Consider the following 25,378-nt stretch of genomic DNA (forward strand, 5'->3'; position numbering starts at 1 on the left):
AGTATAAAGGCAAACCCCATCGCCTATATCGATACCCTGCTCGAGTACCATTTGGGCATCGACCCAAGTACCCTGAGCGACGAAGCATGGGCCTTGAAGTTTGCACAGCTTCAGGATATAAGAAAACAGGAGGGCAAGGAAATCAATGCCCTCTTTAAATAAGGGTTAAACCCAAATTAAAAGATACCGGTGGCAGGAACCTACACATATACATTTTTGGCGAAGGACCTAATGTCCTCCAAGCTCTCCAAGATTGGGGCCAAGGGTAGGTCTACTTTTGTGAAGGTGAACCAGCAAGTGGAAAACATGACCGTCAATATTCATAAGGCGGACAGGGCTTCCAAAAGATTGACCTCCACTTGGGGCGGTCTGCTGGGCATGGCCAGCCGTTTGGGATTGGCTTTTTCGGTCGGTCAAACAGTACGTGGAATCATCAATCTTGGAGCCGAATCCGAAAGTACTAGGATTAGCTTTGAAACAATGTTGGGCTCAGCTCAAAAGGCGGACAGCCTTATACAGCAAATCAACAGGTTTGCTAATGCCACTCCTTATAATAATCGAGACCTTCAAAAAAATACCGAAACCCTTCTAGGTTTTGGGGTTGCCCATGAAAGGGTACTTCCTATTTTATCCATGTTGGGAGATGTCTCCAGAGGAAACAAGGAGCGCTTAAATTCAATGACCTTAGCCTATTCGCAAATGTCCTCTGCGGGTAGATTGATGGGTCAGGATTTGAACCAAATGATTAATGCCGGTTTCAACCCTTTAAAATTCATTGCAGAGGCCACCGGGGAGTCCATTGCACAAGTAAAAAAGCGAATGGAGGAAGGAGCAGTTAGTGCTGGTGAGGTCGAGAGAGCTTTCGCAAGAGCCACAAGTAAGGGAGGCCCCTTCTATAACATGATGGAAAAATTGAGTAAGTCCTTTAGTGGTCGATTCTCAACCTTTATGGGGAAGCTTCAGCAATTCGGCATGCAATTAGGATTAAAGCTACTTCCTTATCTCTCAAAATTTTTAGAGTGGGGAATTACGGCCATTGATTACCTACCCATTCTTACCTCATACGTTGGCGACTTATTCACATGGGTTAAAGATTCTTGGATATTTGGATTACTAGCAGACAACATAGGCCTCGTGGTCGGTGGCTTGGTGGCATGGAAAACGGCCTCCTTCGCCTTGGCCATGGGATTAAAGATACAGTCCCTTTGGACCACGCTTCTTACTATAAAACAATGGTCCCTAAATGCGGCCATGGCTGCGAACCCTATCGGTTTTGTGCTGTTGGGGATTATGGCTTTAGCGGCTGCATTTACTTATGCCTACAATCAATTAGGATGGTTTCGTGGTGCGGTAGACGCATCGTGGGCCTTGCTCAAAGGCTTTGGAACCGCCATTAAAAATTTTGTAACAGACCGTGTTATCCAACTTATAGAGGGGGTTAAGGGCTTAGGTACCACCTTCCTACATTTTTGGAATGGGGACTTTAAAAAGGGGATAGCCTCTGGAGGGGAAGCCCTCAAAAATTTGACCGGTATAGGAAAAGGTAGTCTCGAGAACTTCAAAAAAGATGCCGCCGCCGCTGGTATGGCCTCGGCAACTGCCTTTGGTAAGGGAATGGCGCAGGCCGCTAAAAATAAAAAGAAAGGTTTTCTGGCCTCGATGCTTGAGGGTACCGGTTTAGAAAAATTAGTAAATCCAAGTTCCCCGTCTTCTACTACTGACGGTGCCACCGGAGACGGAGGCGGGACGGGCTTGGGCGATGCAGTGACCAATGGAATCAATGCCATTAACGGTGGCGGTGCTAGACAGACCAACATTACCGTAACCTTTGATAAGCTGGTGGAGAATTTCACGATCAGCTCACAAAATATATCTCAGGGCATGGCCCAGAGCGAGGAGGAACTCAAGCGCATGTTGCTAAGGGTCCTCAATAGTACGAACCAAATGCAAACGAGTCCGGTATAATGGCAAATGAATTTAACATACGAAGCTTGACCGCCGGGGCCTTCAACTATGTGGGGCTTCCTTATCCCTTGCTCGGCTTCGAGGATGTGGACCTCCCCAATCTTAACCGCTTGGGCAGGGCCGTCTTAGGAAAGGATTTGCTGGGTCGACCCTTTTTTATGGATTGCACTATTGACGGGGTGCGTTTGCCCAACGAGCCATTGATAACTATCTCCGGGAGAAAGAACATTGTGGAGACCATCATTGTAGGCTCGGAGCGCAAGGGAACCGTGAAGGAGTTTATAAGTGCGGAGGACTATAAAATAAAGATTGAGGGCCTTTGTATTGACCCGGCCAACAAAGTATATCCTGAAGAGCAGGTTAGGCAAATCATAGATGTTTGCGAACGTGCAGAACCGTTGGGTTTTACCAACGCCTTTGCTGCGCTTTTTAGGATAGGGAGTATTGTTATCAAGGATTATGGTTTTGGCAACATGAAGGGGAAACCGTATAGCCAAAGCTACTATATCGATGCGGTGAGCAATTATGATTATCGGGTAGAGCTGCTTTTAGGACAGGAATCAGAAAACGCCGACCTAAACCTACTGTAATGTTCGTACTGGACTGTGAGATAGTATTGGGTATATACAAGTTTAGGCAAGTCAGGGGGGTGAAGATTACCAAGAGCGTCGACCTGCTTAGTGATACCGCAGAGATAGAGGTTCCAATGTCGGCCTTATTTGGAAACAAAAAGGTGGGTTTTTTTAGGAGTCAAATAGAACGAGAAATCGTAGCCGGTACACCGGTAAAAATTACCCTAAGGTATTTAGGGGTCTTTGAAAAGGTGGAGTTTGAAGGGTTTGTGCGATGGGTAAAACCGAACGTACCGACCGTGACCATAGAATGTGAGGACGTGATTTACAAAGTCCGTCAAAAGCAGATAACAAAAAACTTTGGCAAGACAACGCTGAGGGAAGTTCTTAAACATATTGTTGCCGATACGGGGCTGGAGCTGGCCGGGGACATTCCGGAGGTAAACTTTGACCAGTTTATCCTAAAGAACGTCAACGGAGCACAGGCCTTGGAAAAGATAAAGGAGAATTACGGCCTCTACCTTTTTATTGACGATGACGGGAAGCTCTTTGCGGGGCTTAGGCAGACCAAGAACATTGGGGAAACGGTGGTCTATGACCTTTATAGGAACATAGCCGGGCATGACCTGAAGTTTAGACGGGCCGAGGATGTCCGAATCAATCTGAAGGTTATCGGGGTTCGCCCTGACAATACGAAAGTAGAAGTCATTGTGGGGGATACCACCGGGGAGCAGCGTACCATCTTTAGATACAACGTAACCGACACGGCCACCCTCAAGAAATTGGGCGAGGCCGAATTGAGCGAGCTGAAGTATGACGGGTACGAGGGAACCCTTACCGGTTTCCTCATTCCCTACGCCACAAGAGGTATGAACGTGGAAATAAGGGACAAAAATTACCCGGAGCGCACCGGTAGTTATTTCATACCCAAGGTGGTCACCACTTTTGGTACCAACGGGGCAAGAAGGGAAGTTGAACTAAGTAGCAAGGTTAGCTGATGGGGTTAGATGCAGAACTAAAAAGAGCTTTGGCCGCCTTCAGGGCAAAGGGTCAATATACGTTTCCGGCTACGGTCAAAAGTGTTGACAAGACCAAAAAGACCGTCACGGTGGAAGACCTCGAGAGCTTTGAATATACCGGCGTTCGATTGACCGCCACGGTGGACGAGACAAAGGCCGTGGTCATATACCCCAAGCTGGGGAGTACGGTCTTGGTAAGCATGATTGGGAACGAGCTGGAGCAATTGTTGGTAAGCAGCGTAAGGGAGGTGGAGAGTTTGGACGCCGTGATTGAGAATACGGAGCTTCATGTAGATGCCACCGGATTCCGTCTGAAGAAAGGTAACGAGGATTTGAGAACGGTTCTCAATGATTTCATTGACGAGGTAAATAAAATCGTAGTGATTCAGGGGACGAGTATCAACGTAGCGGCAACGACGGCAATTAAAGACCGTTTAAATACAATTTTAAAGGCATAGCCCCTCGACTCCGCTCAGGGTGACAAAAAGGAGAAAAAAGACATGGCAATTACAAAGACCGAGCTTAAGAATCAAATAAAGAGCGCATTCGATGCGGAGAGCGACACTCCAATCGAGAAACAGAACATTGACCAAGCTAGAGAGCGAATTGCGCAAAAGATAGCGGATGCGGTGGAGAGCTATGTAGTAACTAGAACGGTAAACGTACCCGGGGTACAGCCCGGAGCGGCAACGGTAACAGGAATAATTCAATGATAGCGATTAGGCCACAACAGAGCATGACCGATTTAGCGGTACAGACCTACGGAAGACCGGAGGCAGCTGTACAAATGGCCTTGGACAATGACCAGAGCCTAACGGACGAGCTGGTACCAGGTGCGGAACTGCTGGAGGTAGAATTTGAAAACCCAAAGACAGAGATTACGGCCTTCTATTCCAAAAAGGAAATTTACCCGGCTACGGCCATTACCGATGGAGAGTCCGAAATAATAGACAATAACGACCCATGTAACCTATGCAAATGTTTTACCTAAAATGAAGCAAGCACTCAACATATTACTCGCCTACCTCACTTGCACGGACCCCGTGATGATTACCAAATGGGAAAACATCTTGGCCAGTTTTTGGCACAAGGACGATGGGCAGGTATTGACCAACATAGCGCAAAACGGGACCGATTGGGAATTTACCACCGTCGACGGTGACGGTAACGAAACAGTCACGACGATTGCTCAGTATCAGGAACCCGCCAACTTTCCTATTAGCAAGATAACAGGGCTTCAGGGAGCCTTGGACGGGAAGGTGGATAAAGTGACCGGCAAGCAATTGAGTACAGAGGATTTTACCACTACCCTAAAGAACAAACTGGATACCCTTACCCAATATGTAAAACCGGAAAGCGAGCCTATTGGCTATATCGATGGGCTTCAGGACTTCTTGGACGCCTTACAGGATAGCATTAACACCCTGAGCGATGCCGTCATGCAAGGTAACCCTGTGATTATTTATGTAAGGGGATACCGGTTGTATAAGGAAAGTGGAAATACAGAAATATATCCACAGGCTGGGGAGGAAGTAAAAGGTCGTGGCGATGGTTCCCTTTTCGGTGGGGAGATTGTTCACTGTACCGCAAAAGCGGATATAGCCGACCCCGGTACTTGGGCAAATACGGATTTTAACCTTATAGATAGTAACCCATGATAGACAATGAGACTATAATGTACCTAATAGGAGCGAATGCCTTTGCGCTCATGGCCCTGTACTTTATCGTTTGGATGAAGTTTAGAAAAATAAAGGCCGACCGTGAAATGGAGCTGACGGATGTGGAATATCAATTAAGGGGGCAGATTCAGACCCTTGGCAGAACCGCCAAGGAGTGGGATGACCAGCGGAAACTAGAAATAAAGGCCCTTGAGGAAACTACTTTGAAAGCAAAGGAGGCCGAAAACGGTGAGCTAATAATTACAAGCCCCGATGGGAAGACTAAAATAGACGAATTCAAACTAGCAAAAGGAAAATGAAAAAAGCACTTTTAATACTTGTTTTGATCTTGGGTTTTTCAGTACATGCCCAATCCAAGAAGGATTATATGCGCTATGGTAAATTGACCACAGCGGAAATCAACGCTATAGATACAACCCGCACGGATGTCATCTATGAAGCCTATAACGACGATTTGGGAATCAAGGTGATTAACCGCAGGGATGACCAAGGCTGGGTGCCTTTTATTAGCTCTGGAGCCGGTACCGGTGATTTCTTAGCGGATGGTAGTGTGCCTATGACCGGAAATATAAATTTGGATTCCAATGACATAGTTGATGGTGGTACTATTGACACGGATAATCTATTGGTCTCCAATACTGCTTCTGCTGGTCAGTTCACGGGAGGATATGCTATATTATCAAGGGCTTCAGACCCCGCTCCCGGGGAAGGAGTTATTTATTTTAATACTATCTCTAAAAGATATAGGTACTATAATGGAACGGACTGGATTGAGATACCGGAATCAAGTGGTGGGGGTTCTTACACCGCCGGCAACGGATTAAATCTATCCTCCAATGAATTTTCCGTTGACGTGACCGATAACGTTTTTGATGCTTTGTTTAGGAGGACTGGCAATAATACGGTGAGCGGTATCAATTACTATTCGAGTTACAATATATTTAACAGCGGAAGTGCCTACGGGGTAGCTGACGGTGTTAGTGGTAAAAGATGGTCACTTGTAAAAACTTCGGGCAGCGATGGTTTTAGGTTTCTATTCCAGAACACAGCTACTACAAGTGCCGGAACGGGGTACACTTTGCTTTACTCTCTGAGCGAGACTGGAGAACCTGTACTTAATACGGATTTAGTAGATAAAGGGGCTTTAGACGCTGCTATTGCAGGAGTCGGGGCTGGCTCAGGTGGCCTAACCGCTGCCGATTTAGGCGGAACCTCCAAAACCCTTACCCAATCTGATTTTGGGAAGTTCAATTTTGATGATGAAAGCTCATATTTTGAAGTTGACAACAGTATTTCAATAAATTCAAGGGCTATTTTTCAACCTACTGAAATAGATAGTTTTCAAGTTTTTACACCCGCAAGCGGGGTAATTTTTGTGGGTAATGGCCATCCTAGTGGGCCAGTTTATACAGATTCTACCATTGCAAACGGTTTTTTTAAAATAGCGGATAACATTTACAGTATTTCACCGGCATTTAAACCATATTCAATAAGCACTGTTGAAGGCTTGGCCAGTTCCGGTGTTTCAGAAACGGGATATACAATTACATGGAACCCAGCTTCTGCAAGTGTGGGGCAAATAGAAGATTATGAATTAAGTATTGATGGTGATACGCCAATTTATATATCTGGAAGCACTTCTTACACTTTCACGGGAGGGGCCGCAAGCACAGTTTACAGTAACAACGTTCGTGCGGTAGATAAAGGTGGTAATAGAGGTACTTATTCAGAAGATTTTGAAGTAAGTACGGATTCCGGTGTAACTGGCTACACGGATGCAAACGCAGCCAACCTTAATAATGAAGCAATTGCGACTACAGGATTTACGGCTGTTACAAACTGTACCTTAAACGCTTCCACCACCTTTGTAAACAATGGAACCCATGCTGTTATGGTGGATATTACTACTTCTGGAAGTAGTGCGCAAGCTAAATTTGCGCTTACAGGGGTATTATCTGGCCAAACCGTAACTTTTGAATATTATCTATATAGGGAAGCCGGATCTACTGGTAATAACTTCCCAAGATTGTTTGAAGCTGATGGATGGACTGCGGGATCTGTACAAAGTACCGTTCATGGAACCGCTGGAAATGGAATTTGGCAAAGAATAGAAATGACAGGAACCGCAACCACTGATGCACCATTGGTAACCCCTGTAAGTGGTTCTATAACAAGTAGTGATGTATGGGTTGATGGTGTTCAAATCTTATAAGATGAAAAAATTAACATTAGTATTATTATTGGTTTCAAGCTTAGTTTTTGGTAATCGAATCAAAAATGATTCAATAAGACCTAAGCTTGAAAAAATAAAGGTGATATATGGACAACCGCCCGCCATACAATTTTCAGTAAATCCTTTAACTATAAATGAAAATTTGCCCGAAAAACCTTTTGCGGGTGAAGTATTTCCCGGTGCTGTTGGTTATGGTGCTTATTGGACTTTCCCTACGGATTACCAAGTTAGAAAGGTAACCACTTTGGCGGATGGCACAGGAACTGGAACTTTTAGATGGGCCACAAGCCAACCCAATACCATTGTAGTTTTTGAGGTCGCCGGATATATTGATGTCAATAAAGATGCCTATGGCTATTTAAGCATAGCTTCAAATGTTTATGTAGCCGGCCAAACTGCATTTAGGTATGGCGGACAGGGAATTACAATCAGGCGTTCCCACGCTTGGAGTGGCCCTAATCTTTTAACGGCAAGTAATACTATCCACAGATTTTATAGGGTTAGAACAGGGAGTTGGAATGACCCGGATTGTTGTGGTGATGCTTTTACTGCTGCTTATGGTACCAATATTATATTCGACCACATGGAAATGTCTTATACTTCTGATGAAACGGTTGATTTTACGGATTCCAATAATGTTACGGTTCAATGGTCTATTCTTAATGAACCTTTGTCTAATCAACCGGGAAGCGGAGGCAAAACTATGCAAGGCAATGGACGCGATCAATCCTATGCTTATAATATTTTCGCTAATTCGGTTCAAAGAAATCCGGCACTTTCCCCTTTTAGGTTTGCAAATAGAAGTGGATTGCATAATTATGAATATGTAAACAACCACGGCTTTAACCTTAATTCATGGGGCTTGATTTTTAATGATAATGAAGATGGGGCCTATATTCATGCTAATATTATTGGCAATACTTGGCAAAGGCCTTCAAACGTTCCTTCACCCAGACGATGGATTGTAATGGATGATAACCCTTCAACAAATAGATATTATGTAAGTGAAGATAATTATGATTCAGCTTATAGACCTATAGGAACCACTGGTGGTGATGTATGGAATGAAATCACCTCAAGAAATGATGATTATGCAAATGGAATGAGTACACCTTTATCTAAAAGTTATCAAGTTTTAACACCTTATTCCATGCCCATGATAGCCAATGGAAGTGCTATTTATGATGGTGATACGCTTGAAGAAAACGTTTTTCCTTTTGTTGGTACCTATCAACATAGGGATGCTTCCACCACAAGATTGTTTAATCAATTAGCATCTAATACAGGTCATACAGGTTTAACTTCTGGAAATATTACTAGTGTAAGTTATTTCGGAACAGGATATTCTAATCTTAATGGAATGAGTGGCGTAGAAGCAGATAGTGATGGTGATGGTATTCCAAATAGTTTAGAAGCTACTTGGGGGGATGATACTTTTGGTTATGTAAACAGTTTGGTTGATGGTAGTGTTCCACCGCCAACACCAACTTGTAGTGATGGTATTCAAAACGGGGATGAAACTGGAATTGATTGTGGTGGAAGTTGCGCACCATGTTCAGCCCCGGCAACCGGCAACCAAACCAACAAAGGAAAAAAGAATAACACCATTATTTGGTGGTAAAACAAAGTAACATGGAAGACATCAAACAATCATTAAAGGAAAAGACCTTCAGCTTTTGGATACGAGTGGTACTCAGAATCATGTGCTGGGTAGTCCTTATGTTCTATATGGTTTTTAGAATTATCATACCCCTTATCTACAGGGAACCTTTGTTTTTGGATAAAAACGATGGCTATGTAATGAGTGGCTGCATTTGTTTGTTGCTGGCGGTTGAAGCTGTTAGGGCCTTCTTTGTAAGGTATTGGGAAAATAAAAAAGTAGATTAAAATGCCCTTAAACGATTTTTACGAGAAACTTACCAAGGATAAGCGGGTGCTCTTTGTACGTTGGGTCCTTATTGTATTTGCCACCGGTATTTCAACTATGGCCATAGGCTGGTATAAATCCCGCCAATATCAGGCCCAGCTTGAGGTATTCAAGGTTAACGAGATTGCTAGGGAAAAGGAGATAGTGACCATGAAATTTGAGATACAGGACTTGCGGGAAAACCAAATCCGTTTTGACCAGCTGGAGGACCAATATGCCAACCCAAGAATTTTGAAAGACTTGAGGGGGAATGCCCTATCAATCAATCAAGCGTATTATGTAGACTTTATGCAACCTTTCGGGTTTCAGAAATCGGATTATAAGAACGATGTGGAATTCTACGGTGTGGAATTCTCCAGTAAAATTAGGGAGCTGGAGCAGACCGCCATCAAATTGGGTAGACCCATTACCGTTGATTTTATGACTAAGCTTCCTTTTGGGGATTTGCCGGATATCAACAGAAAGGTTACGGTAAACCCTCTGAGGGACCGGTACGGACAAATTTTCATGTTGGAAATAGCAATTTTTAAGGAGTATAAATAATACCTCATATGGCCACGCCCACTGTAGACGAAATAAAACAACAAATCCTAGCCAAAAAGGCCGAGTACGAAAGCCTGAACGGCTTAACTAGTACCAGTACCACAGCATCCTATAACCTTTGGGCGTATGTGGTCGCCTTTGTGATTTGGGTAGTGTATGAATTCTTTAGAATATTTCAACTGGAGGTGGATGACCAGCTGGCCAATCAAAAGATTTTCAGAAACCTTTGGTACCGTAAAAAGGCCCTTGAGTATCGTCATGGGCATCCCTTGGTTGAGCAGAACGATGACCTGATCTATTCTGATGACGGCTATACCGAGCAGGAAATAACGGACGCCCTTGTTGTAAAGAGAGCCGCCGTTATAGAGCTGGAGATTAACAACCAGACCTTTCTTTTTGTAAAATGTGCTACCGAGGTCGACGGCGAGCTGGCCAAATTACCGGATGCCCAAAAGCAGGGTATTGTGGATTATTTTAAACGCATTAAGACCGCCGGTACCAAGTTGGAAGTCTTTAGTGATGACCCGGACGATTTACGTTTGACAATCGACTTCTTTTATGACCCCTTGATTTTAACCGAAACGGGAACCCGGATAGATGGTACCGATAATACTCCGGTACAGGATGCCGTGAGGGATTACCTGAAGAATCTAAGATTTAACGGCGAGTTTAGTGTGAGCGAGCTAGAGGATATCCTTCAGGGACTTTCAGGATGCTCTAACCGTGAGGCTTACATTACCAACGCCGAGAGCAATTACCAAACCCCAGCCAATTGGCAGACCATCGATAATACTATTGTGGCCAATAGTGGGTATATGGAAATCACAGATGTAAACTTGACCATCAACTTTACCGCAAAAACCGTCATAAGTTAGTGTACGAGAATATTTTCAATATCGATTTTTATAGGCTGGTCACCCAGATGCTTCCCATTAGAAGGAGAAAGGCCACTTTTTTACATTGGTTATTTTGCATGGTGGAGCCTCTAATTCAATTGCACCAGGAATTTATGCAATTTAGGGACCGTACCAATTACAAACTTGCCCACACGCCTCAGGTCTTCAGCATTGAGAATGTGTTGAACGATTCTTTTGACCGGGTACAGCGTAGGATATTCATTGAGGATGGTATCTATACCTTTCCTGTGTATTTCTATGATAGGGCGGACGATAAACCGGTTTTCTTTTTTGACCGTGCAGATTCCCAGCCGATTCGTTTCTATGACCGCAAGAGCCTTGGTAAACTGGATGTTGATTTTACGGTGGTACTACCTACCGGTTTCAATATTTCAGCCGCCGAAATGATTCGCCTAAGGGCCTTGATTGATTTTTACAGATTACCCGATAAAACCTATACAGTTACCTATGGATAAGTATGTAGCCCAGGGGGACGGATTCCCCGCAGATAATGAATTTTTAATGTTGATACAGTCCATCATTGGCGAGGTATCGCAGCTCTCCAATATTGGGGGAACTGACTTTATACTCAAGGGCTGTGAGGTCACAGGGGGAAACGCCGCCGCCGGTTGGATGGTCCTCAATGGCGAGGTCATACGTTTTGCCGGGGGAGCTGTCGGGACAAATGTTACGGTTACGGAGGATGTGGAGAACGTTACCTATTTGGAGGACGTTAACCCAGCTGACGGTCTGGGCGATAGCAAAGCGGCCTATTATATACGCACCGCCGAATTTGGGACCGGTGGCTCCTATACCGTTGCATGGGCAAGCCTTCCAAGGGTAAAGCCTATGACCGAAGTCCAAAAGGCCATAACTCCCGTTGACGGGATTATTATGTATGCTGGTTCAATTGGTAATATTCCAACAGGATGGTATTTGTGCAATGGCGCTAATGGTACCGTTGACCTTACCGGTCGTTTTATTGTTGGCTATGACCCGGGGGATACGGATTACAATGCCATTGGAAAAACCGGAGGCGAAAAGCAACATACGTTAACGGAGGCCGAGATGCCCCAGCATAACCATACCGGTTCCACCAGCTCCAGCGGTTCACACACACACGGTTTTCAAATTAGAGAGGATGGTTTTGGAAGTGGAGACGGGCCATCATTGACGAATAATACTGCTGGTAATGACGAAGGTTTAAGAACCTTTAATACACAGTCTGGAGGTTCTCACAGCCATAGTATTACCACGAATAACAAGGGGAGCAACCAGCCCCATGAGAATAGACCGCCATTCTTTACACTGGCCTATATTCAATACAAGGGGGTATAAAAAGCCCCCGGTTTCCTTAAAGTCGACTAAAACATATAAAGAAAGCACGAATGCACACCGGGGGCGGAAGCCTTTGGCGCACTCGTGCTTTATTGTTTTAGTCGATAACAAATATATGATGAAAAAAGGGAAATTCAATTACAAAGAGCAACATGCAGTTGTGGTTAAGGTACCTACCGAGGCCGAGCAAAAGAAAGCATTTGAAAAGCTTAAAAAAATGGGGTTTAAAGATTTAAAATTAGTATCCGTATGAAAATTAATGTACAACATAGCTCACTGGAATTTGACAGTTTTAGGGCCAATAAGGTAAAGAGCCTTTTTAATGCCGATAACGGCCATGAATGGAGATGCGAGGCCGAGTTGCCCATTGAGGGTGACGATTGGCAAATAGGTTTGATCGTTGGTCCCTCAGGGAGTGGGAAAACCTCCTTGGGAAAACAATTGTGGCCAGAGGTTCCCATATTGAATACCTCAGAGGGTTGGAACCCTGACCGGCCCCTCATCGATGACATTAAACCCGATGGAAGTTTGGACGAGGTCACCGGTGCCTTATCTGCCGTAGGTCTTGGAAGCGTTCCCTCATGGCTACGGCCCTTTAAGGTTCTCAGCAATGGGGAGCAATACCGGGCGGCGATGGCAAGATTACTCTGCGAAGCACCACAAAGGGCCATTGTGGACGAGTTTACTTCAGTAGTGGATAGGCAAATTGCCAAAATAGGAGCGGCTGCCTTTGCTAAAGGCTGGCGGCGTTCCACCGGTGGCCAAGTGGTCCTCCTGAGCTGCCACTATGATGTCATTGAATGGCTGCAACCGGATTGGGTATATGATACCGCAACCGGCGAAGTAAAAAAAAAGTCCAAAAACGACCGGATATCAACTTGGAAATTTGGAAGGTCAACGGCACTTACTGGAAGTATTTTAAAGCGCATTATTATCTAGACCTTCCACACCCTCCAGCGGCGGAGTATTTTGTGGGAACTGTAGACGGTGAGTTGGTCTGCCATGTTGCCGTTTGCCCATTGTTTACTGCGAATGCCTACCGGGCAACTCGCTTGGTCGTTATGCCGGAGTGGCAAGGAGCTGGGGTTGGTACCCGATTTCTTAACGAGGTGATGCAATACCACCTTGAGGGAGAAGGAAGAAAGGGCCACAAATACCCAACGTTCTTTCATACGAGCCACCCACAGTTATGTAATTACCTGAGGAGGGCCAAGGAATGGGAACAAACCAACGCCCGACTTTTTGGAACCAATAAAAATAAAAGTCGGGCATCGATTATGAAAACCGGAAAAGGAATGCCTGGATCAAAAAGGAAAATGACGGCTGGCTATGGGGGTCACTTTAGGGCCGTGCAGTCGTTCAAATACATTGGAAAATGAAAGTATTTATTTCAGGACAGAAGTATTTTGCTAGAGAAGTGCTAAGGCTATGCCTTCACATGGATATTGAGGTTGTGGGGGTTTGCTGCCCATTTGGGGACAAATACCTTGGCGAATTGGCAGCATTAAATAGCATACCTATCATTAATGCCGGTACGCTTAATGAAATGAACATGCCTATGTGTGACTTAGGTATAACGGCCCACTCATTTGATTATATAGGCAAAAAGGTGCGCTACATCCCTAAGTTGGGGTGGATTGGTTACCACCCTAGCCTATTGCCCCGGCATAGGGGAAGGTCATCCATAGAATGGGCCATACGAATGAATGACCCGATTACCGGGGGTTCAATCTACTGGCTCAACGCCGGGATTGACCGTGGCGACATTATGATACAGGATTGGTGCTTTATACCACCCGATTATCGATTGAAGCCTAGGAAGGGGGCGAAACGCCTGTGGGATGAGGAATTACTGCCAATGGGTTTAAAACTCTTTAAAATGGCGTTTAAATTGCTTTTAAATGGAGAGATAATCAGGCATCCGCAAGACAATAGATTTAGTACATTTGAGCCTAATCTCAACATTAAAGATATATATCGACCGGACTTGCTAATGATAGAGCAACACGCCTCGCCCAGCACTTAGGGCATTGGAAAGCCTTGATTTTCTGGCACATTCCGATTTAAAAACTGGCACAATCCGATTTGCCGATTATATATTGATTTAAATCAACAGTATAAAATGTTAATATTATGTTAATTATTAGTACCATGTGTTGCATAGTACCTTCTTTTAGATATATATTTGCATAAGAAGTTATTAGGTTATCTATATAATTAGTTTTAGCACAGTAACAGAAATCAATCAACAGTAACGAGCAAATCATGACAGAATCACTTACAAAACACGAACGTAATTTAGCATCGCTCATACATGCGAGCACGTTTTCTAAATTCTTTATTCCTTTCGGGAACTTCATCATTCCATTGGTATTATGGACAGCGAATAAAAAAGAGTACGAGTTTGTAGATTATAACGGAAAGCAAGCTTTGAATTTTCAGATAAGTATGCTCCTCTACTCTATCATCTTAGGTATTATCAGTATTCCCTTCTTTGTTGGTTTTTTACCTAATATTTTTGATTTTGACCATTTTGGATTTCATCACCTAAATGGTTACAACAATCTTAATCTAAATTTTGACAGTGACGATTTTAGGTTCGGTTCTTGGCTTTTACCCATAGGAATATCAGGTTTGGTACAAGGAGCCCTGTTCGTAGTAAATATCGTGTACACCATTCTAGCAACTATTAGGACTAATGAAGGACAAACCTTTCAATATCCGATAACCATAAAATTCATAAAATAATGATCAACTTACTAAAAGCACTCGTATATATCATCGTAGCCTTCTTTACAAGTTTGGCCATGGGCCAAATGGCTACCGATTCAGAATTACACCAGCAGTTGGCTCAAAAAGATAGCTTGTTATTCCAAGCGGCCTTTGACACCTGTAACACTCCTTTATTAGAGGAACTTTTTACAGAAGACTTTGAATTCTACCATGATAAGGGAGGATTAACAGAAGGTAGGGACGCCTTTATAAACCCTATGAAGGAAAATTGTGCCAATAGGAACCCTAAGGAATTGCAACCTTCGAAAAGAATCCTAATCGCTAACAGTCTTAAAGTTTTTCCACTTTACAAGGACGAAGAACTATACGGAGCCATACAGTACGGGGTTCATCGTTTTGAATCTCTGGACGGTGATAAAATTTATCAGAAGGGAGATATTGCCAAATTTACCCATGTATGGGTGAAAGAAGATGCGCAATGGAGGATAAAGAGGGAATAAAGTTATGACCATCAGTATAAAGGAAATTAAAATCTGGGTACTCATCACACCTAAGGAGTTTATTCATCAACCTGAACCAAAAAGATTAAAATTATCAATACGCCCTGAACGTTTTTCAGGAACTCACTAATCATGAGCCAAATGTTTATTCATCAATCAAAAAACGAACCGTTAACCCATGCAGACCATTACAGAAAACAAGGAGCAATCCCCACAAAGAAGAAAGCTGCATAAAAAGCAAAAAGACGTTATGAATGTAGAAAATACAAAGGCGCAAATGCGGAAAGGAGTTTTGGAGTATTGCATACTGTCCATCCTAAACGGAGAAGACAAATATGCTTCCGAAATCCTATCAACGCTAAAAGACGCCAAAATGCTGGTGGTAGAGGGAACCATTTATCCCCTCTTAACACGACTAAAGAATGCAGGTCTTCTAAACTATCGTTGGGAAGAATCTACCTCCGGACCACCAAGAAAATATTACACACTTACAGAGACCGGTAAACTTTTCCTTAAGGAATTGGATACCACCTGGGACGAATTACGTAAAGCCACTAACCTGGTAACCAACTCAAAAAACAGCTAACGATGAACAAGACGATAAATATTAATCTAGCGAACACGCTCTTTCACATGGATGAAGATGCGTACAACAAAATGCGAAGGTATTTGGAAACCGTAAAACGGTCCTTTGCCAATACACCGGGAAGCGATGAAATCTTAGCGGATATTGAAGCTCGTATTGCCGAACTTTTCTATGAGAAATTAGAGAACGAAAGGCAAGTAATTACACAAAAAGAAGTAGACGAAGTCATTGCCATTATGGGCCAACCAGAAGATTATATGGTGGATGAGGATATCTTTGAAGATGAACCTAGGTCCAAAACTTCTGCGCAACAGACCCGTGTAAAAAAATTGTATCGAGACACGGAGCACAAATATGTGGCCGGCGTATCTTCCGGTCTGGCACACTATTTAGGTATTGACCCGCTATGGGTAAGAATCCTATGGGTCTTTTTGACCATTGGCTCGGGTGGCGGATTTATACTTCTTTATGGTTTACTATGGATATTGATTCCAGAGGCCAGCACTACTGCACAGAAATTGGATATGCGCGGTGAGGCGGTAAACATTAGTAATATTGAGCGTAAAGTTAAAGAGGGTTTTGAGGACGTTGCGGATCGTGTAAAAAGTGTGGACTACGATAAAGTAGGCGACACCGTCAAAAAAGGGGGCAAAACATTTTTCGATACGCTTGGGGATATCATCATGTTCCTTTTCAAAATTTTTGGAAAGTTCATTGGAATTCTACTAATCATTATAGGAGCTTCTACACTAATTGGTCTATTTATAGGGCTACTTTCCGTGGGCGTCATGGATATGGTACATGTTCCCGGAATAGACTTTTACAATGTGGTAAATTCTAGTAACCTACCTATTTGGTTGGTATCTCTACTGGCTTTCTTCGCTATTGGCATTCCGTTCTTTTTCCTACTTTACTTAGGATTAAAGATTTTAGTGACCAACTTAAAGTCTATTGGCAACATAGCCAAGTTCAGTTTATTGGGATTATGGTTACTTTCCATCATTCTTCTAGTAGTATTCGGCATTCGTGAAGCGGCCAGTCACGCCTACTCTGGCAGTACCACTTCAGAAAGTGAAATCTATGTAGAAAACCCGTCCGATACCTTGAACATTAACCTGGTAGCTTATGATTACGACAGGGACAATCAAATGCATATGGGCAATATGATCGTTACACACGATGATGACGGGAACAAAATTTTAGTCTCCAGAGATGTAAGATTACGACTGAAAAAGTCCAAGGATTCCCTGTTACGAATGGAAATTCGTAAGGAAGCTAACGGTCCTTCTTTTGCTAGGGCGAAGGAAATAGCGGAAAAAATAAATTACAGCTACCAAGTGGAAGGGAACACCATCGAATTTAACGATTTTCTCGCCACCTCCGGTGATAGCAAATTCAATGATCAGGAGGTACGGGCCAGTCTTTACATACCCGTAGGAACAATACTTACCTATGACAGCGGTACTTCTCGTAGCTGGATGCTCCGTGCAGATACCGACAGGGATACGAACGACATAGAAGATTATGTGTGGAAAATGACGGACGCTGGAGAATTGGAATGTTTGGATTGTCCGGATAATCTAGACTATGAGGATGGCGATGGAAATAATCGCATCCGTATTAACGAGAACGGAATAGATATTAACATCAACGAAGACGGAGAAATGGGTAAAATCATTATCAACGAAGACGGCATCGATATCGATGTGCAAGATAACGGAGAGTCCTTTAAAATGAAGTTAGACGAAAATGGCGTAAAGATAAAAGCTAAGGACGACGACCAGTAAAGTGACGGTTCATAGCTCTATTTCAACAACTGGGTACATTATAATCGTATCAAATTAAAAAAATAAAGAGTTTTACATCAATCTTAAAAACAAAAATCATGACAACACTAGTTAGAATTTCAATCGCATTATTTTTGGCACTATTCCTATCATCCTGTGCCTTTGACGTTAACTTCGGGGACTTCGGTACCGGAAAAAAAGGAAACGGCGTAGTCGTCGAGGAAAATAGAGATATTACAGATGATTTTACGAACGTTTCCGCATCAGAAGGCATAGAGGTATATATTACGCAGGCAAGTGATTTCTCCATTTCGGTAGAGGCGGACGAAAATGTAATCGACCTTATTGGAACGGATATTAAAAATGGTAAATTGAGAATCCATGCCATTGAAAATATTGGTAGGGCTACAAAAAAGGTTTTCGTATCACTGCCCAACGTTACTGGTCTGGAAAGTTCTAGCGGGGCACATTTAACGGCCCAGAATACTATTAAGAGTAATGAATTGAGTATCGAGTCCAGTAGCGGGTCTATTCTTACAGCGGAAATAGATGCCACGGAATTGGAATTGGATGCCAGTAGTGGTGCCAATGTTGATGTTTCCGGAAAAGCGAAAGAAGTCTATGTGGATGGTAGCAGTGGTGCCAATATTAGAGCTAAAAACCTGATGGCGCAGGAATGTAGAGCAGAAGCCAGTAGCGGCTCTAATGTCAGTGTTCATGTATCCGAAGCATTAACGGCGGACGCTAGTAGCGGTGGAAATATTTCGTATGCCGGTGAGGCAACGGTTAAAAAGAATAAATCGGTTTCCGGTAGCGTACACAAGTACTAAATACCTAAGATTAAATTAAAATACACCAAAACCCGCTGAAATATCAGCGGGTTTTGGTGTTATCCCCTAAGGCTTATTACTATATTAGTAGTATGCAAATCAGCCTTAAAAAATACGTGCTTTCCTTAAAGCACACTTTTAGTATCTCTAGGGAATCCCATGATCACCAAAACACCTTGATCGTTGGTCTAACACTGAACGGACAAACTGGGTATGGTGAAGCGACCGCCAATCCTTACTACAATGTTTCGGTAGAAAGTATGATGGTCGAAATTGAAGGGATACAAACAGAAATTAATAGCTTTAAATTCACGACGCCTGAAATATTCCATGCCTTTTTACTTTCCAAAGGACTAACAAATTTCGCCATCTGCGCGCTAGATTTGGCCGCTCATGATCTCTATGGTAAACTGCTACAAAGACCGCTTCATAAAATTTGGGGTACAAGTACGGATTCCTATCCGACAACGAACTATACCATAGGAATAGCCTCCATAGCCAAGATGGTGGAGAAAATGAAAGAATTTCCTTGGCCCATTTATAAAATAAAGCTCGGTACAGAAGATGATGTCGCTATCGTAAAAGAACTAAGAGCCCATACGGACGCCGTATTTCGGATTGATGCCAATTGCGCATGGACCCCTGAGGAAACCATTAAAAATGCACCCTTACTTAAAGATTTGGGGGTAGAATTTTTAGAGCAACCCCTAAAGGCAGACGATTGGCAAGGTATGGAACTAGTAATGCATCATAGTGTTTTACCCGTCATTGCAGACGAAAGCTGTATTCTAGGAACAGATGTTGAAAAATGCGGTTTACATTTTAGTGGCATCAATATTAAGCTCACTAAATGCGGGGGCTTGACCCCTGCCCTACGGATGATCAAACAAGGAAAAGAACTGGGGCTTAAGATTATGGTGGGTTGTATGACGGAGTCTACCGTAGGTATATCCGCGATTGCTCAATTATTACCTCAGTTAGATTATGTAGATATGGACGGTGCCCTGCTTCTAAAAGAAGATATTGCCCACGGTGTGCAAATTGCATCGGATGCTACGGTAATATTCCCTAAATTAGGTGGTAGCGGTGTAACCCTAGTATAATGGCTATCCAGATAGATTCTTTTCCAGGACGTGAAGTGTATGTTAAAGGTAACCCTTACCTATATTTTGGCGGAACATCTTATCTAGGATTACAGGACTTACCCGAGTTTCAAGAATTGTTCATCAAACACATCCGAAACTACGGAACCAATTATGGGGCCTCAAGAAAATCTAACGTTCAATTTTCAGTTTTCGATGAGGCGGAAAGACATTTAGCAAGATTAGCAGGTAGTGAATCGTGTATTACCCTCTCTTCCGGTTATTTGGCAGGCCAATTCCTTTCGGGGTTCATGCAAGCACAAAAACATAAACTTTTTTATGTACCACATACCCACTCCGCACTTTTCCGAAAAGCGTCCAAAAGCTATGTTACTTACGCCAGTCTCAATTTCGCCTTAGAGAGCCATTTGAAAAGTACCAATAAAGCAACCCCAGTACTATTTCTGGATTCCATAGACTTTTCGGGAGGAAATTTTCCTGATTTCCAGGGTTTAAAGAATTTGCCTTTGGGCAAACTTATTTTGGTAGTGGACGATTCTCATGGCATAGGAATACTTGGGTCCAATGGCGGAGGCGTTTACCAGACCCTCAATAGGCTCGGGGCTAAAAAACTATTTGTCTGTTGTTCTTTAGGAAAAGGATTTGGCCTACAGGCCGGAGCTATTTTCGGAAAAAAAGAAGACTTGGAAGTTTTGAAGAAGTCTCCTTTGTATGGTGGTTCTAGTCCTGCTAGTCCTGCTGCAATGGCGACATTACTTAAGGCAGATACCATTTATGAAGATAGAAGAAACAAGCTGCAGGAAAACTTAGCATTTTTTCTTCAACATTTAGTGCGCAATAAAAAATTACGATACATGGAGGGGCATCCCACCATTTCTTTCCAAAACCTGGCCCTTGTTGATTATTTATTTGAAAATAAAATCATTGTTACTGATTTCAAATACCCGAACGAAGACTCGGAAACTATGAGCAGAATAGTTATTTCAGCAAACCATACCAAGGACGATTTAAAAAAATTAATACAGCTACTGAACAGCTTTGATTACGAATAAATAAAATTTTAATCAAATATTTATTTAATCCGTAATTATTAGGTGTATTTTTTATGAATTTAACTTTTTAAATCGTATCTTTTATGGTATTAATAACCATTAAAATAGATAGCCATGAAAAAATTACTTGGATTGGTTTTTTTGATGTTGTTATTGGTATCCGCAACCAATATCACTTCTTCAAAGCTACAAAGCGCCTCTTCCTTAGAGGGCACCTGGGAACTTATTAACCGATACAATTACGACGAATCGGGTGTATCGGACACACTTCAAAACGTTAATGGATACAGACAGATCAAAATTTATAGTAAAGGTAAGGTCATGTGGACGCGTTATGCCCCTGATGATCCCGCTGAATGGTTCGGCTATGGGTCTTACACCAATACGGAAAATGAATTAGAGGAGCGGTTGGAATATGGTTCCGCCGTAATGATGGGGATTCAAGATACCGTTCAGGTCTTCACTTTTGAGTTGATCCTTGATAGTGACCGGTACAGTCAAATTTCATTGGACGATGAGGGGAATAGAACCTTTGCAGAGAATTATAGAAGAATTGACTAATGAAAGTTTAACAATAAAAAAAGCGGCTTAGTAGCCACTTTTTTTATTGTTACTCCAATCAGATTATATATTGTAATCGTCCGCTATCGCTTCTTCTACCGAGCCAATGCTCGCTAAGTACCGCTCCGCATCAAGAGCTGCCATACAACCTGTTCCTGCTGCCGTTACCGCTTGCCTATATTCCTTATCCTGCGCATCACCCGAAGCAAATACTCCCGGTAAGTTGGTTTTGGTAGATTTACCCTTTGTAATCAGATAACCCGTTTCGTCCATATCCAATTGCCCCTTAAAGATATCTGTATTCGGTTTGTGACCAATGGCTATGAACAGTCCGGTAATTGCGATATCTTCCTTTTCTCCTGTTTGGTTGTTCACCATCCGTAAACCTTCTACTACTTGATCGCCCAAAACCTCATCAACTTCGGTATTGTAACGCACCTCGATATTTTTGAGACTATTTACCCTATGTTGCATGGCTTTGGATGCCCTCATATGGTCCTTTCTTACCAACATGGTCACTTTATTACAAATATTGGCCAAGTAAGACGCCTCTTCGGCGGCCGTATCCCCTGCTCCAACAATGGCCACATCTTGTCCTTTATAAAAGAATCCGTCACACACGGCACATGCGGAAACTCCACCACCTCGTAACTTTTGTTCACTTGGAATGTTCAAATACTTTGCGCTTGCACCTGTGGAAATAATAATGGTTTCCGCTTCAATAATTTTATCGTTATCTGCAGTAACCTTATGTATTCCGCCGACTTCCTTACTTAATTCCACCGCAGTTATCATACCAATACGTACCTCTGTTCCAAAACGCTCCGCCTGTTGTTGTAATTGAACCATCATCGTAGGACCATCGATACCTTCTGGGTAACCCGGAAAATTATCTACCTCGGTCGTAGTGGTCAATTGTCCACCTGGTTCCATTCCCGTATACATTACTGGTTTTAAATCTGCTCTAGCAGCATATATGGCCGCAGTATATCCCGCGGGTCCTGATCCTATTATTAAGGTTTTTACTCGTTCTACTTTATCCGACATGGTCTTTAAATTTCTTTCAAATTATACAGTACAAAAGTAGGTTTTTGTGCAAAAACCTTACAGTGAAGTTATCAACAGTTTATGATAAACTTAATTTTTCAATTCTTAAGCATGGCAACCGAAGCTACCGTCCTGAAACCTGTATGTTCCAGGGAAGAATCCATACTGGAACCCATTCTGGCTGAAACTCTATAACTAGCGCAATAGGAATCACTACATAAAAAAGAACCGCCTTTAATGATCTTTTCCTTGGCGTACGGATTATTCGGTGTAAACGGACTCGCAGCACCAAGTGGATTTCTTAAAACACTGGATGTAACGGCCATATCTTTATAATAATTTGTATTGTACCAATCACTCGTCCACTCCCATACATTGCCAGCCATATCGTAAAGACCTAAGGCATTGGGCGCATAGGATTTTACGGGAGCACGCAGCTCATAGCCATCTAACTCGGTATTCTTGACAGGAAACTCGCCCTCCCAAGTATTTGCCCTTTTGGAAAGTTCGGTCGCGTCGTCTCCCCAAAAATAGGTTGTGCCATAACTACCAGCTCTAGCGGCCAACTCCCATTCCGCCTCGGTTGGGAGCCTACGACCAGCCCATTCACAATAGGCCAAGGCATCTTCAAAGGAAACTTGCACTACGGGATAGTTGTCCTTTCCTTTTATATCACTTTTAGGTCCGTTCGGATGCTTCCAATTTGCTCCTATGGTCCATTTCCACCATTGCGAAAAATCGTAAAGATTGGGTAGGGAGCTTTCGGTCTTCCTGAAAGTTAATGCTCCCGGCTGCAAGATGGAATCGTGGGGTTTCTCGGTACCCTCAGGAACTTGCTTTTTCAATTCTTCCCAATCAATTGCCCTTTCAGCTATGGTAATATACCCCGTTTCTTCTACAAATTTTCTAAACTGTTCGTTGGTTACCTCTGTGATATCCATGAAAAAGCCATCTACAGATACCTTAACGGCCGGCTTTTCATGCGCCATGGCCATTTTATCCTGTGGTACGGCTCCCTGTTGAAATTCACCCCCGGAGACCCAAATCATACCATCGGGAGTCCTTACTCCGTCCGGTTGTTCCACTAAAAGCGGCGTAAGTACTTCTGGCTTTGCCTCTTTCTTTGTGAATGCTTTTTCGGCCTCTTTACCAGCCCTATCTTCTTTACAGCTCAAAAAAAGTGCTGTAATACACAAACAAAGTAAGCTTGGAACTAAGAAACGTATTTTCATATGTACGGTAATTAAAAGGTAAAGTTACCCTATTTTTTACTTAAAAATCCCGTCTCCAATAGCGGTATTACAAATCTATCCGCTTCTGCCTTGGTATGCTCTTTTTTAAAAATAGCAGCAGCTTTCTCCAATAGTTCAGGATGCGCTTCCGAAATATTCTTTAGCTCTTGTGGGTCATTCACCAAATCGTATAACTCAATAGTCGCTTTTTCAGGGTTTTTTAGATGCTGACGAACCACCTTAAAATCTCCCATTCGGATGGCTATTTGTCCATCATATTCCGGAAACTCCCAATACAAGAAATCATGTTTTGTTTGATTTTCTTCGGATAGTAAGGTGGGCAGAAAACTAATGCCATCCGTTTCCTTACCAGGTTTAAAACCCGTAATGTCCGCTAAGGTCGCCATCATATCATAGTGAGCGGAAATATGGTCGCTTTTGGTGTTTGCCTTTATTTTATTGGGCCACGTAAAAAATGTCGGGACCCTGATACCTCCTTCGTAAACAAACCCCTTCCCTCTTCCGTAACCCCCATCAAAAGGTTTAGCGCTATCAAAAAACGTAGGATCAGCACCCCCAGCATAACTGGGTCCGTTGTCCGAGGTAAAAACGATAAGCGTATTGTTATAAATACCCTCTTTTTTTAACTGCTCCACCAACTTCCCAATATTTTCATCTAAATAGGATACCATAGCCGCATAGGCCGCATGTGGATTTTTATGAGAAAAATAGCTGTTCTTACCACCAGAGAGATAAGGAACCTCTGGTCCAAACTTATCTATATAATAATCAACCCACTTTTGAGGTGCCTGCAGCGCAACATGCGGAATTGGAGTTGCCCAATACATGAAAAAAGGAGCTGCTTTGTTACGTGCTACAAACTGCGATAGCTCGTTGAACATTAAATCGGGTGCGTAATCCGTAAGTGTAAAATCAGCATAGCTTGCAGGGTCCTCGGGGTTTGCACCTTCTGGAAATGGTGTGTGGGGAGCAATGGTATAGTTCGCCAGATGAACACGTTTTCTATTCTTGTAAAGATGCAACGGATAATAAGTATGCGCTTGTCTCTGACCATTGTAACCGTAGAAAAAGTCAAATCCCATTTCATTGGGGATAGATTTAGTATGCGGAGCACCCAAACCCCATTTACCAATCATACCGGTTGTATAGCCTATATCCTTCAAGTAATGTGCAAGGGTCTTGGTATCCAAAGGCATGGGATGCTGGCCTTCTAAGGTAGAATCCTGTGCCATTGCCTTATAATTCCAAACATCTCCGCGCTCTCGCCACTCATGGTTACCACGGATAAAGGAATGACCAGCGTGTTTTCCCGTTAAAAACATGTATCTGGCGGGCGCACATACCGGGGCGCTGGTATAGTGCTGCGTAAAAATCATACCTTCATTAGCTAGCGCATCAATATGAGGTGTTTCAATTTTTTCTTGACCAAAAACACCTATTTCACCATAGCCCAAATCATCCGCAAGGATATAAATAATGTTTGGCCTCGTGATTTTAGTAGCTTCTTTTTCCTTCGTCTTCGCTCCACAAGAAGCAAGCAGTAGCGCAATAAAAACTAGGAGCAAGTAGTCTTTTACCATTAAAAAATCATAGGACCTGTTCTTCATAAATTTTTAATCTTGAGTTACTTATATGCTATAGTTTTAAAAGATAATGAATATGCTAAAAAAGACCTTAGTAAAATTCATAAAATGAGTAAATTACGCTAGCTAAAGTTAGCAGAAAATTACGTCTGTTTACCTTAACACTAATTT

Annotated in this window: 30 protein-coding genes; 27 read left to right on the plus strand and 3 right to left on the minus strand. The window is 42.9% G+C overall.

The genetic code is table 11. The annotated features are described in order from the left end of the window. Positions 1–189: 189 nt before the first annotated feature. The 27 genes from BFP77_RS06935 to BFP77_RS07055 all read left to right on the plus strand — a co-directional run bounded on the left by BFP77_RS06935 (position 190) and on the right by BFP77_RS07055 (position 21,324). Complete coding sequence (locus BFP77_RS06935; RefSeq protein ID WP_143751869.1) at positions 190–1,965, plus strand: tape measure protein; 1,776 nt, start codon at positions 190–192, stop codon at positions 1,963–1,965. Continuing rightward, positions 1,965–2,555: a DUF6046 domain-containing protein gene (locus BFP77_RS06940; protein ID WP_099573318.1), complete on the plus strand. Its 591-nt coding sequence runs from the start codon at positions 1,965–1,967 to the stop codon at positions 2,553–2,555. The genes BFP77_RS06935 and BFP77_RS06940 overlap by 1 nt, the downstream gene beginning before the upstream one ends. Continuing rightward, complete coding sequence (locus tag BFP77_RS06945; RefSeq protein ID WP_099573319.1) at positions 2,555–3,535, plus strand: late control protein; 981 nt, start codon at positions 2,555–2,557, stop codon at positions 3,533–3,535. The genes BFP77_RS06940 and BFP77_RS06945 overlap by 1 nt, the downstream gene beginning before the upstream one ends. After that, positions 3,535–4,014, plus strand: a complete 480-nt coding sequence (locus BFP77_RS06950; RefSeq protein WP_099573320.1) for a hypothetical protein — start codon at positions 3,535–3,537, stop codon at positions 4,012–4,014. The genes BFP77_RS06945 and BFP77_RS06950 overlap by 1 nt, the downstream gene beginning before the upstream one ends. Positions 4,015–4,056: 42 nt before the next feature. Further along, positions 4,057–4,269, plus strand: a complete 213-nt coding sequence (locus BFP77_RS06955) for a hypothetical protein (protein WP_099573321.1) — start codon at positions 4,057–4,059, stop codon at positions 4,267–4,269. Then, positions 4,266–4,547, plus strand: coding sequence for a hypothetical protein (locus BFP77_RS06960; protein WP_143751870.1), 282 nt, complete (start codon positions 4,266–4,268; stop codon positions 4,545–4,547). Before BFP77_RS06955 ends, BFP77_RS06960 begins: the two co-directional genes overlap by 4 nt. Before the next feature lies 1 nt (position 4,548). Continuing rightward, positions 4,549–5,214 (plus strand): hypothetical protein, encoded by a 666-nt coding sequence (locus BFP77_RS06965; protein WP_099573323.1) that lies wholly within the window; start codon positions 4,549–4,551, stop codon positions 5,212–5,214. Beyond that, positions 5,211–5,534, plus strand: coding sequence for a hypothetical protein (locus BFP77_RS06970; RefSeq protein ID WP_099573324.1), 324 nt, complete (start codon positions 5,211–5,213; stop codon positions 5,532–5,534). Before BFP77_RS06965 ends, BFP77_RS06970 begins: the two co-directional genes overlap by 4 nt. Then, positions 5,531–7,447 (plus strand): fibronectin type III domain-containing protein, encoded by a 1,917-nt coding sequence (locus BFP77_RS06975; RefSeq protein ID WP_099573325.1) that lies wholly within the window; start codon positions 5,531–5,533, stop codon positions 7,445–7,447. The genes BFP77_RS06970 and BFP77_RS06975 overlap by 4 nt, the downstream gene beginning before the upstream one ends. 1 nt (position 7,448) lies before the next feature. Continuing rightward, entirely contained in the window at positions 7,449–9,089 is a 1,641-nt protein-coding gene (locus BFP77_RS06980; RefSeq protein WP_099573326.1) for a hypothetical protein, read from the plus strand. An 11-nt stretch (positions 9,090–9,100) separates the two neighbouring features. After that, entirely contained in the window at positions 9,101–9,355 is a 255-nt protein-coding gene (locus BFP77_RS06985) for a hypothetical protein (protein WP_099573327.1), read from the plus strand. Between the two features lies 1 nt (position 9,356). Beyond that, positions 9,357–9,938, plus strand: a complete 582-nt coding sequence (locus BFP77_RS06990; RefSeq protein ID WP_099573328.1) for a hypothetical protein — start codon at positions 9,357–9,359, stop codon at positions 9,936–9,938. A gap of 8 nt (positions 9,939–9,946) precedes the next feature. Next, on the plus strand, positions 9,947–10,813 hold the full coding sequence (locus BFP77_RS06995; protein ID WP_099573329.1) for a hypothetical protein: 867 nt from the start codon (positions 9,947–9,949) through the stop codon (positions 10,811–10,813). Beyond that, on the plus strand, positions 10,813–11,310 hold the full coding sequence (locus tag BFP77_RS07000; protein ID WP_099573330.1) for a hypothetical protein: 498 nt from the start codon (positions 10,813–10,815) through the stop codon (positions 11,308–11,310). The genes BFP77_RS06995 and BFP77_RS07000 overlap by 1 nt, the downstream gene beginning before the upstream one ends. Beyond that, entirely contained in the window at positions 11,303–12,172 is an 870-nt protein-coding gene (locus BFP77_RS07005; RefSeq protein ID WP_099573331.1) for a phage baseplate protein, read from the plus strand. The genes BFP77_RS07000 and BFP77_RS07005 overlap by 8 nt, the downstream gene beginning before the upstream one ends. A 115-nt stretch (positions 12,173–12,287) precedes the next feature. Continuing rightward, positions 12,288–12,425 (plus strand): hypothetical protein, encoded by a 138-nt coding sequence (locus tag BFP77_RS16955; RefSeq protein ID WP_180272323.1) that lies wholly within the window; start codon positions 12,288–12,290, stop codon positions 12,423–12,425. Continuing rightward, complete coding sequence (locus BFP77_RS17115; protein WP_218963459.1) at positions 12,422–13,111, plus strand: hypothetical protein; 690 nt, start codon at positions 12,422–12,424, stop codon at positions 13,109–13,111. The genes BFP77_RS16955 and BFP77_RS17115 overlap by 4 nt, the downstream gene beginning before the upstream one ends. Further along, the gene (locus BFP77_RS17120) at positions 13,051–13,551 is read left to right on the plus strand and encodes a GNAT family N-acetyltransferase (protein WP_218963460.1); all 501 of its coding nucleotides are present in this window, start codon (positions 13,051–13,053) and stop codon (positions 13,549–13,551) included. Before BFP77_RS17115 ends, BFP77_RS17120 begins: the two co-directional genes overlap by 61 nt. Before the next feature lie 59 nt (positions 13,552–13,610). After that, on the plus strand, positions 13,611–14,198 hold the full coding sequence (locus tag BFP77_RS07015) for a formyltransferase family protein (protein ID WP_180272324.1): 588 nt from the start codon (positions 13,611–13,613) through the stop codon (positions 14,196–14,198). A 239-nt stretch (positions 14,199–14,437) separates the two neighbouring features. Then, a complete protein-coding gene (locus tag BFP77_RS07020) occupies positions 14,438–14,920 on the plus strand; it encodes a DUF4870 domain-containing protein (protein WP_099573333.1) in 483 nt (160 codons plus the stop codon). Next, the gene (locus tag BFP77_RS07025) at positions 14,920–15,405 is read left to right on the plus strand and encodes a nuclear transport factor 2 family protein (RefSeq protein WP_099573334.1); all 486 of its coding nucleotides are present in this window, start codon (positions 14,920–14,922) and stop codon (positions 15,403–15,405) included. The genes BFP77_RS07020 and BFP77_RS07025 overlap by 1 nt, the downstream gene beginning before the upstream one ends. Positions 15,406–15,655: 250 nt before the next feature. Next, complete coding sequence (locus BFP77_RS07030) at positions 15,656–15,991, plus strand: PadR family transcriptional regulator (RefSeq protein ID WP_099573348.1); 336 nt, start codon at positions 15,656–15,658, stop codon at positions 15,989–15,991. Positions 15,992–15,993: 2 nt separating this feature from the next. After that, complete coding sequence (locus BFP77_RS07035) at positions 15,994–17,778, plus strand: PspC domain-containing protein (protein ID WP_099573335.1); 1,785 nt, start codon at positions 15,994–15,996, stop codon at positions 17,776–17,778. Between the two features lie 98 nt (positions 17,779–17,876). Then, positions 17,877–18,608: a head GIN domain-containing protein gene (locus tag BFP77_RS07040; RefSeq protein WP_099573336.1), complete on the plus strand. Its 732-nt coding sequence runs from the start codon at positions 17,877–17,879 to the stop codon at positions 18,606–18,608. A gap of 92 nt (positions 18,609–18,700) precedes the next feature. Then, entirely contained in the window at positions 18,701–19,711 is a 1,011-nt protein-coding gene (locus BFP77_RS07045) for a dipeptide epimerase (RefSeq protein WP_099573337.1), read from the plus strand. Beyond that, the gene (locus BFP77_RS07050; protein WP_099573338.1) at positions 19,711–20,763 is read left to right on the plus strand and encodes a pyridoxal phosphate-dependent aminotransferase family protein; all 1,053 of its coding nucleotides are present in this window, start codon (positions 19,711–19,713) and stop codon (positions 20,761–20,763) included. Before BFP77_RS07045 ends, BFP77_RS07050 begins: the two co-directional genes overlap by 1 nt. Before the next feature lie 114 nt (positions 20,764–20,877). Further along, entirely contained in the window at positions 20,878–21,324 is a 447-nt protein-coding gene (locus BFP77_RS07055) for a hypothetical protein (protein WP_099573339.1), read from the plus strand. A 63-nt stretch (positions 21,325–21,387) separates the two neighbouring features. Here BFP77_RS07055 and trxB read toward each other — a convergent pair whose 3' ends face one another. The 3 genes from trxB to BFP77_RS07070 form a co-directional block, all read right to left on the minus strand. Continuing rightward, complete coding sequence (gene trxB / locus BFP77_RS07060; protein WP_099573340.1) at positions 21,388–22,371, minus strand: thioredoxin-disulfide reductase; 984 nt, start codon at positions 22,369–22,371, stop codon at positions 21,388–21,390. A 98-nt stretch (positions 22,372–22,469) separates the two neighbouring features. Continuing rightward, positions 22,470–23,546: a formylglycine-generating enzyme family protein gene (locus BFP77_RS07065; protein ID WP_373604818.1), complete on the minus strand. Its 1,077-nt coding sequence runs from the start codon at positions 23,544–23,546 to the stop codon at positions 22,470–22,472. Positions 23,547–23,632: 86 nt separating this feature from the next. Then, positions 23,633–25,231 carry an arylsulfatase gene (locus BFP77_RS07070; RefSeq protein WP_257212899.1) on the minus strand — a complete coding sequence of 533 codons (1,599 nt, stop codon included), beginning with the start codon at positions 25,229–25,231 and terminating at the stop codon, positions 23,633–23,635. Between the last annotated feature and the right edge of the window lie 147 nt (positions 25,232–25,378).

Origin of the sequence: Maribacter sp. 4U21, assembly GCF_002742365.1 — a bacterium.
Classification (GTDB): domain Bacteria; phylum Bacteroidota; class Bacteroidia; order Flavobacteriales; family Flavobacteriaceae; genus Maribacter.

Coding starts and splice junctions, on each gene's coding strand:
- BFP77_RS06940 (WP_099573318.1), top strand. CDS start 1,965: ATGGCAAATGAATTTAACATACGAAGCTTGACCGCCGGGGCCTTCAAC.
- BFP77_RS06945 (WP_099573319.1), top strand. CDS start 2,555: ATGTTCGTACTGGACTGTGAGATAGTATTGGGTATATACAAGTTTAGG.
- BFP77_RS06950 (WP_099573320.1), top strand. CDS start 3,535: ATGGGGTTAGATGCAGAACTAAAAAGAGCTTTGGCCGCCTTCAGGGCA.
- BFP77_RS06955 (WP_099573321.1), top strand. CDS start 4,057: ATGGCAATTACAAAGACCGAGCTTAAGAATCAAATAAAGAGCGCATTC.
- BFP77_RS06960 (WP_143751870.1), top strand. CDS start 4,266: ATGATAGCGATTAGGCCACAACAGAGCATGACCGATTTAGCGGTACAG.
- BFP77_RS06965 (WP_099573323.1), top strand. CDS start 4,549: ATGAAGCAAGCACTCAACATATTACTCGCCTACCTCACTTGCACGGAC.
- BFP77_RS06970 (WP_099573324.1), top strand. CDS start 5,211: ATGATAGACAATGAGACTATAATGTACCTAATAGGAGCGAATGCCTTT.
- BFP77_RS06975 (WP_099573325.1), top strand. CDS start 5,531: ATGAAAAAAGCACTTTTAATACTTGTTTTGATCTTGGGTTTTTCAGTA.
- BFP77_RS06980 (WP_099573326.1), top strand. CDS start 7,449: ATGAAAAAATTAACATTAGTATTATTATTGGTTTCAAGCTTAGTTTTT.
- BFP77_RS06985 (WP_099573327.1), top strand. CDS start 9,101: ATGGAAGACATCAAACAATCATTAAAGGAAAAGACCTTCAGCTTTTGG.
- BFP77_RS06990 (WP_099573328.1), top strand. CDS start 9,357: ATGCCCTTAAACGATTTTTACGAGAAACTTACCAAGGATAAGCGGGTG.
- BFP77_RS06995 (WP_099573329.1), top strand. CDS start 9,947: ATGGCCACGCCCACTGTAGACGAAATAAAACAACAAATCCTAGCCAAA.
- BFP77_RS07005 (WP_099573331.1), top strand. CDS start 11,303: ATGGATAAGTATGTAGCCCAGGGGGACGGATTCCCCGCAGATAATGAA.
- BFP77_RS16955 (WP_180272323.1), top strand. CDS start 12,288: ATGATGAAAAAAGGGAAATTCAATTACAAAGAGCAACATGCAGTTGTG.
- BFP77_RS17115 (WP_218963459.1), top strand. CDS start 12,422: ATGAAAATTAATGTACAACATAGCTCACTGGAATTTGACAGTTTTAGG.
- BFP77_RS07015 (WP_180272324.1), top strand. CDS start 13,611: ATGGATATTGAGGTTGTGGGGGTTTGCTGCCCATTTGGGGACAAATAC.
- BFP77_RS07020 (WP_099573333.1), top strand. CDS start 14,438: ATGACAGAATCACTTACAAAACACGAACGTAATTTAGCATCGCTCATA.
- BFP77_RS07025 (WP_099573334.1), top strand. CDS start 14,920: ATGATCAACTTACTAAAAGCACTCGTATATATCATCGTAGCCTTCTTT.
- BFP77_RS07030 (WP_099573348.1), top strand. CDS start 15,656: ATGAATGTAGAAAATACAAAGGCGCAAATGCGGAAAGGAGTTTTGGAG.
- BFP77_RS07035 (WP_099573335.1), top strand. CDS start 15,994: ATGAACAAGACGATAAATATTAATCTAGCGAACACGCTCTTTCACATG.
- BFP77_RS07040 (WP_099573336.1), top strand. CDS start 17,877: ATGACAACACTAGTTAGAATTTCAATCGCATTATTTTTGGCACTATTC.
- BFP77_RS07045 (WP_099573337.1), top strand. CDS start 18,701: ATGCAAATCAGCCTTAAAAAATACGTGCTTTCCTTAAAGCACACTTTT.
- BFP77_RS07050 (WP_099573338.1), top strand. CDS start 19,711: ATGGCTATCCAGATAGATTCTTTTCCAGGACGTGAAGTGTATGTTAAA.
- BFP77_RS07055 (WP_099573339.1), top strand. CDS start 20,878: ATGAAAAAATTACTTGGATTGGTTTTTTTGATGTTGTTATTGGTATCC.
- trxB (WP_099573340.1), bottom strand. CDS start 22,371: ATGTCGGATAAAGTAGAACGAGTAAAAACCTTAATAATAGGATCAGGA.
- BFP77_RS07070 (WP_257212899.1), bottom strand. CDS start 25,231: ATGAAGAACAGGTCCTATGATTTTTTAATGGTAAAAGACTACTTGCTC.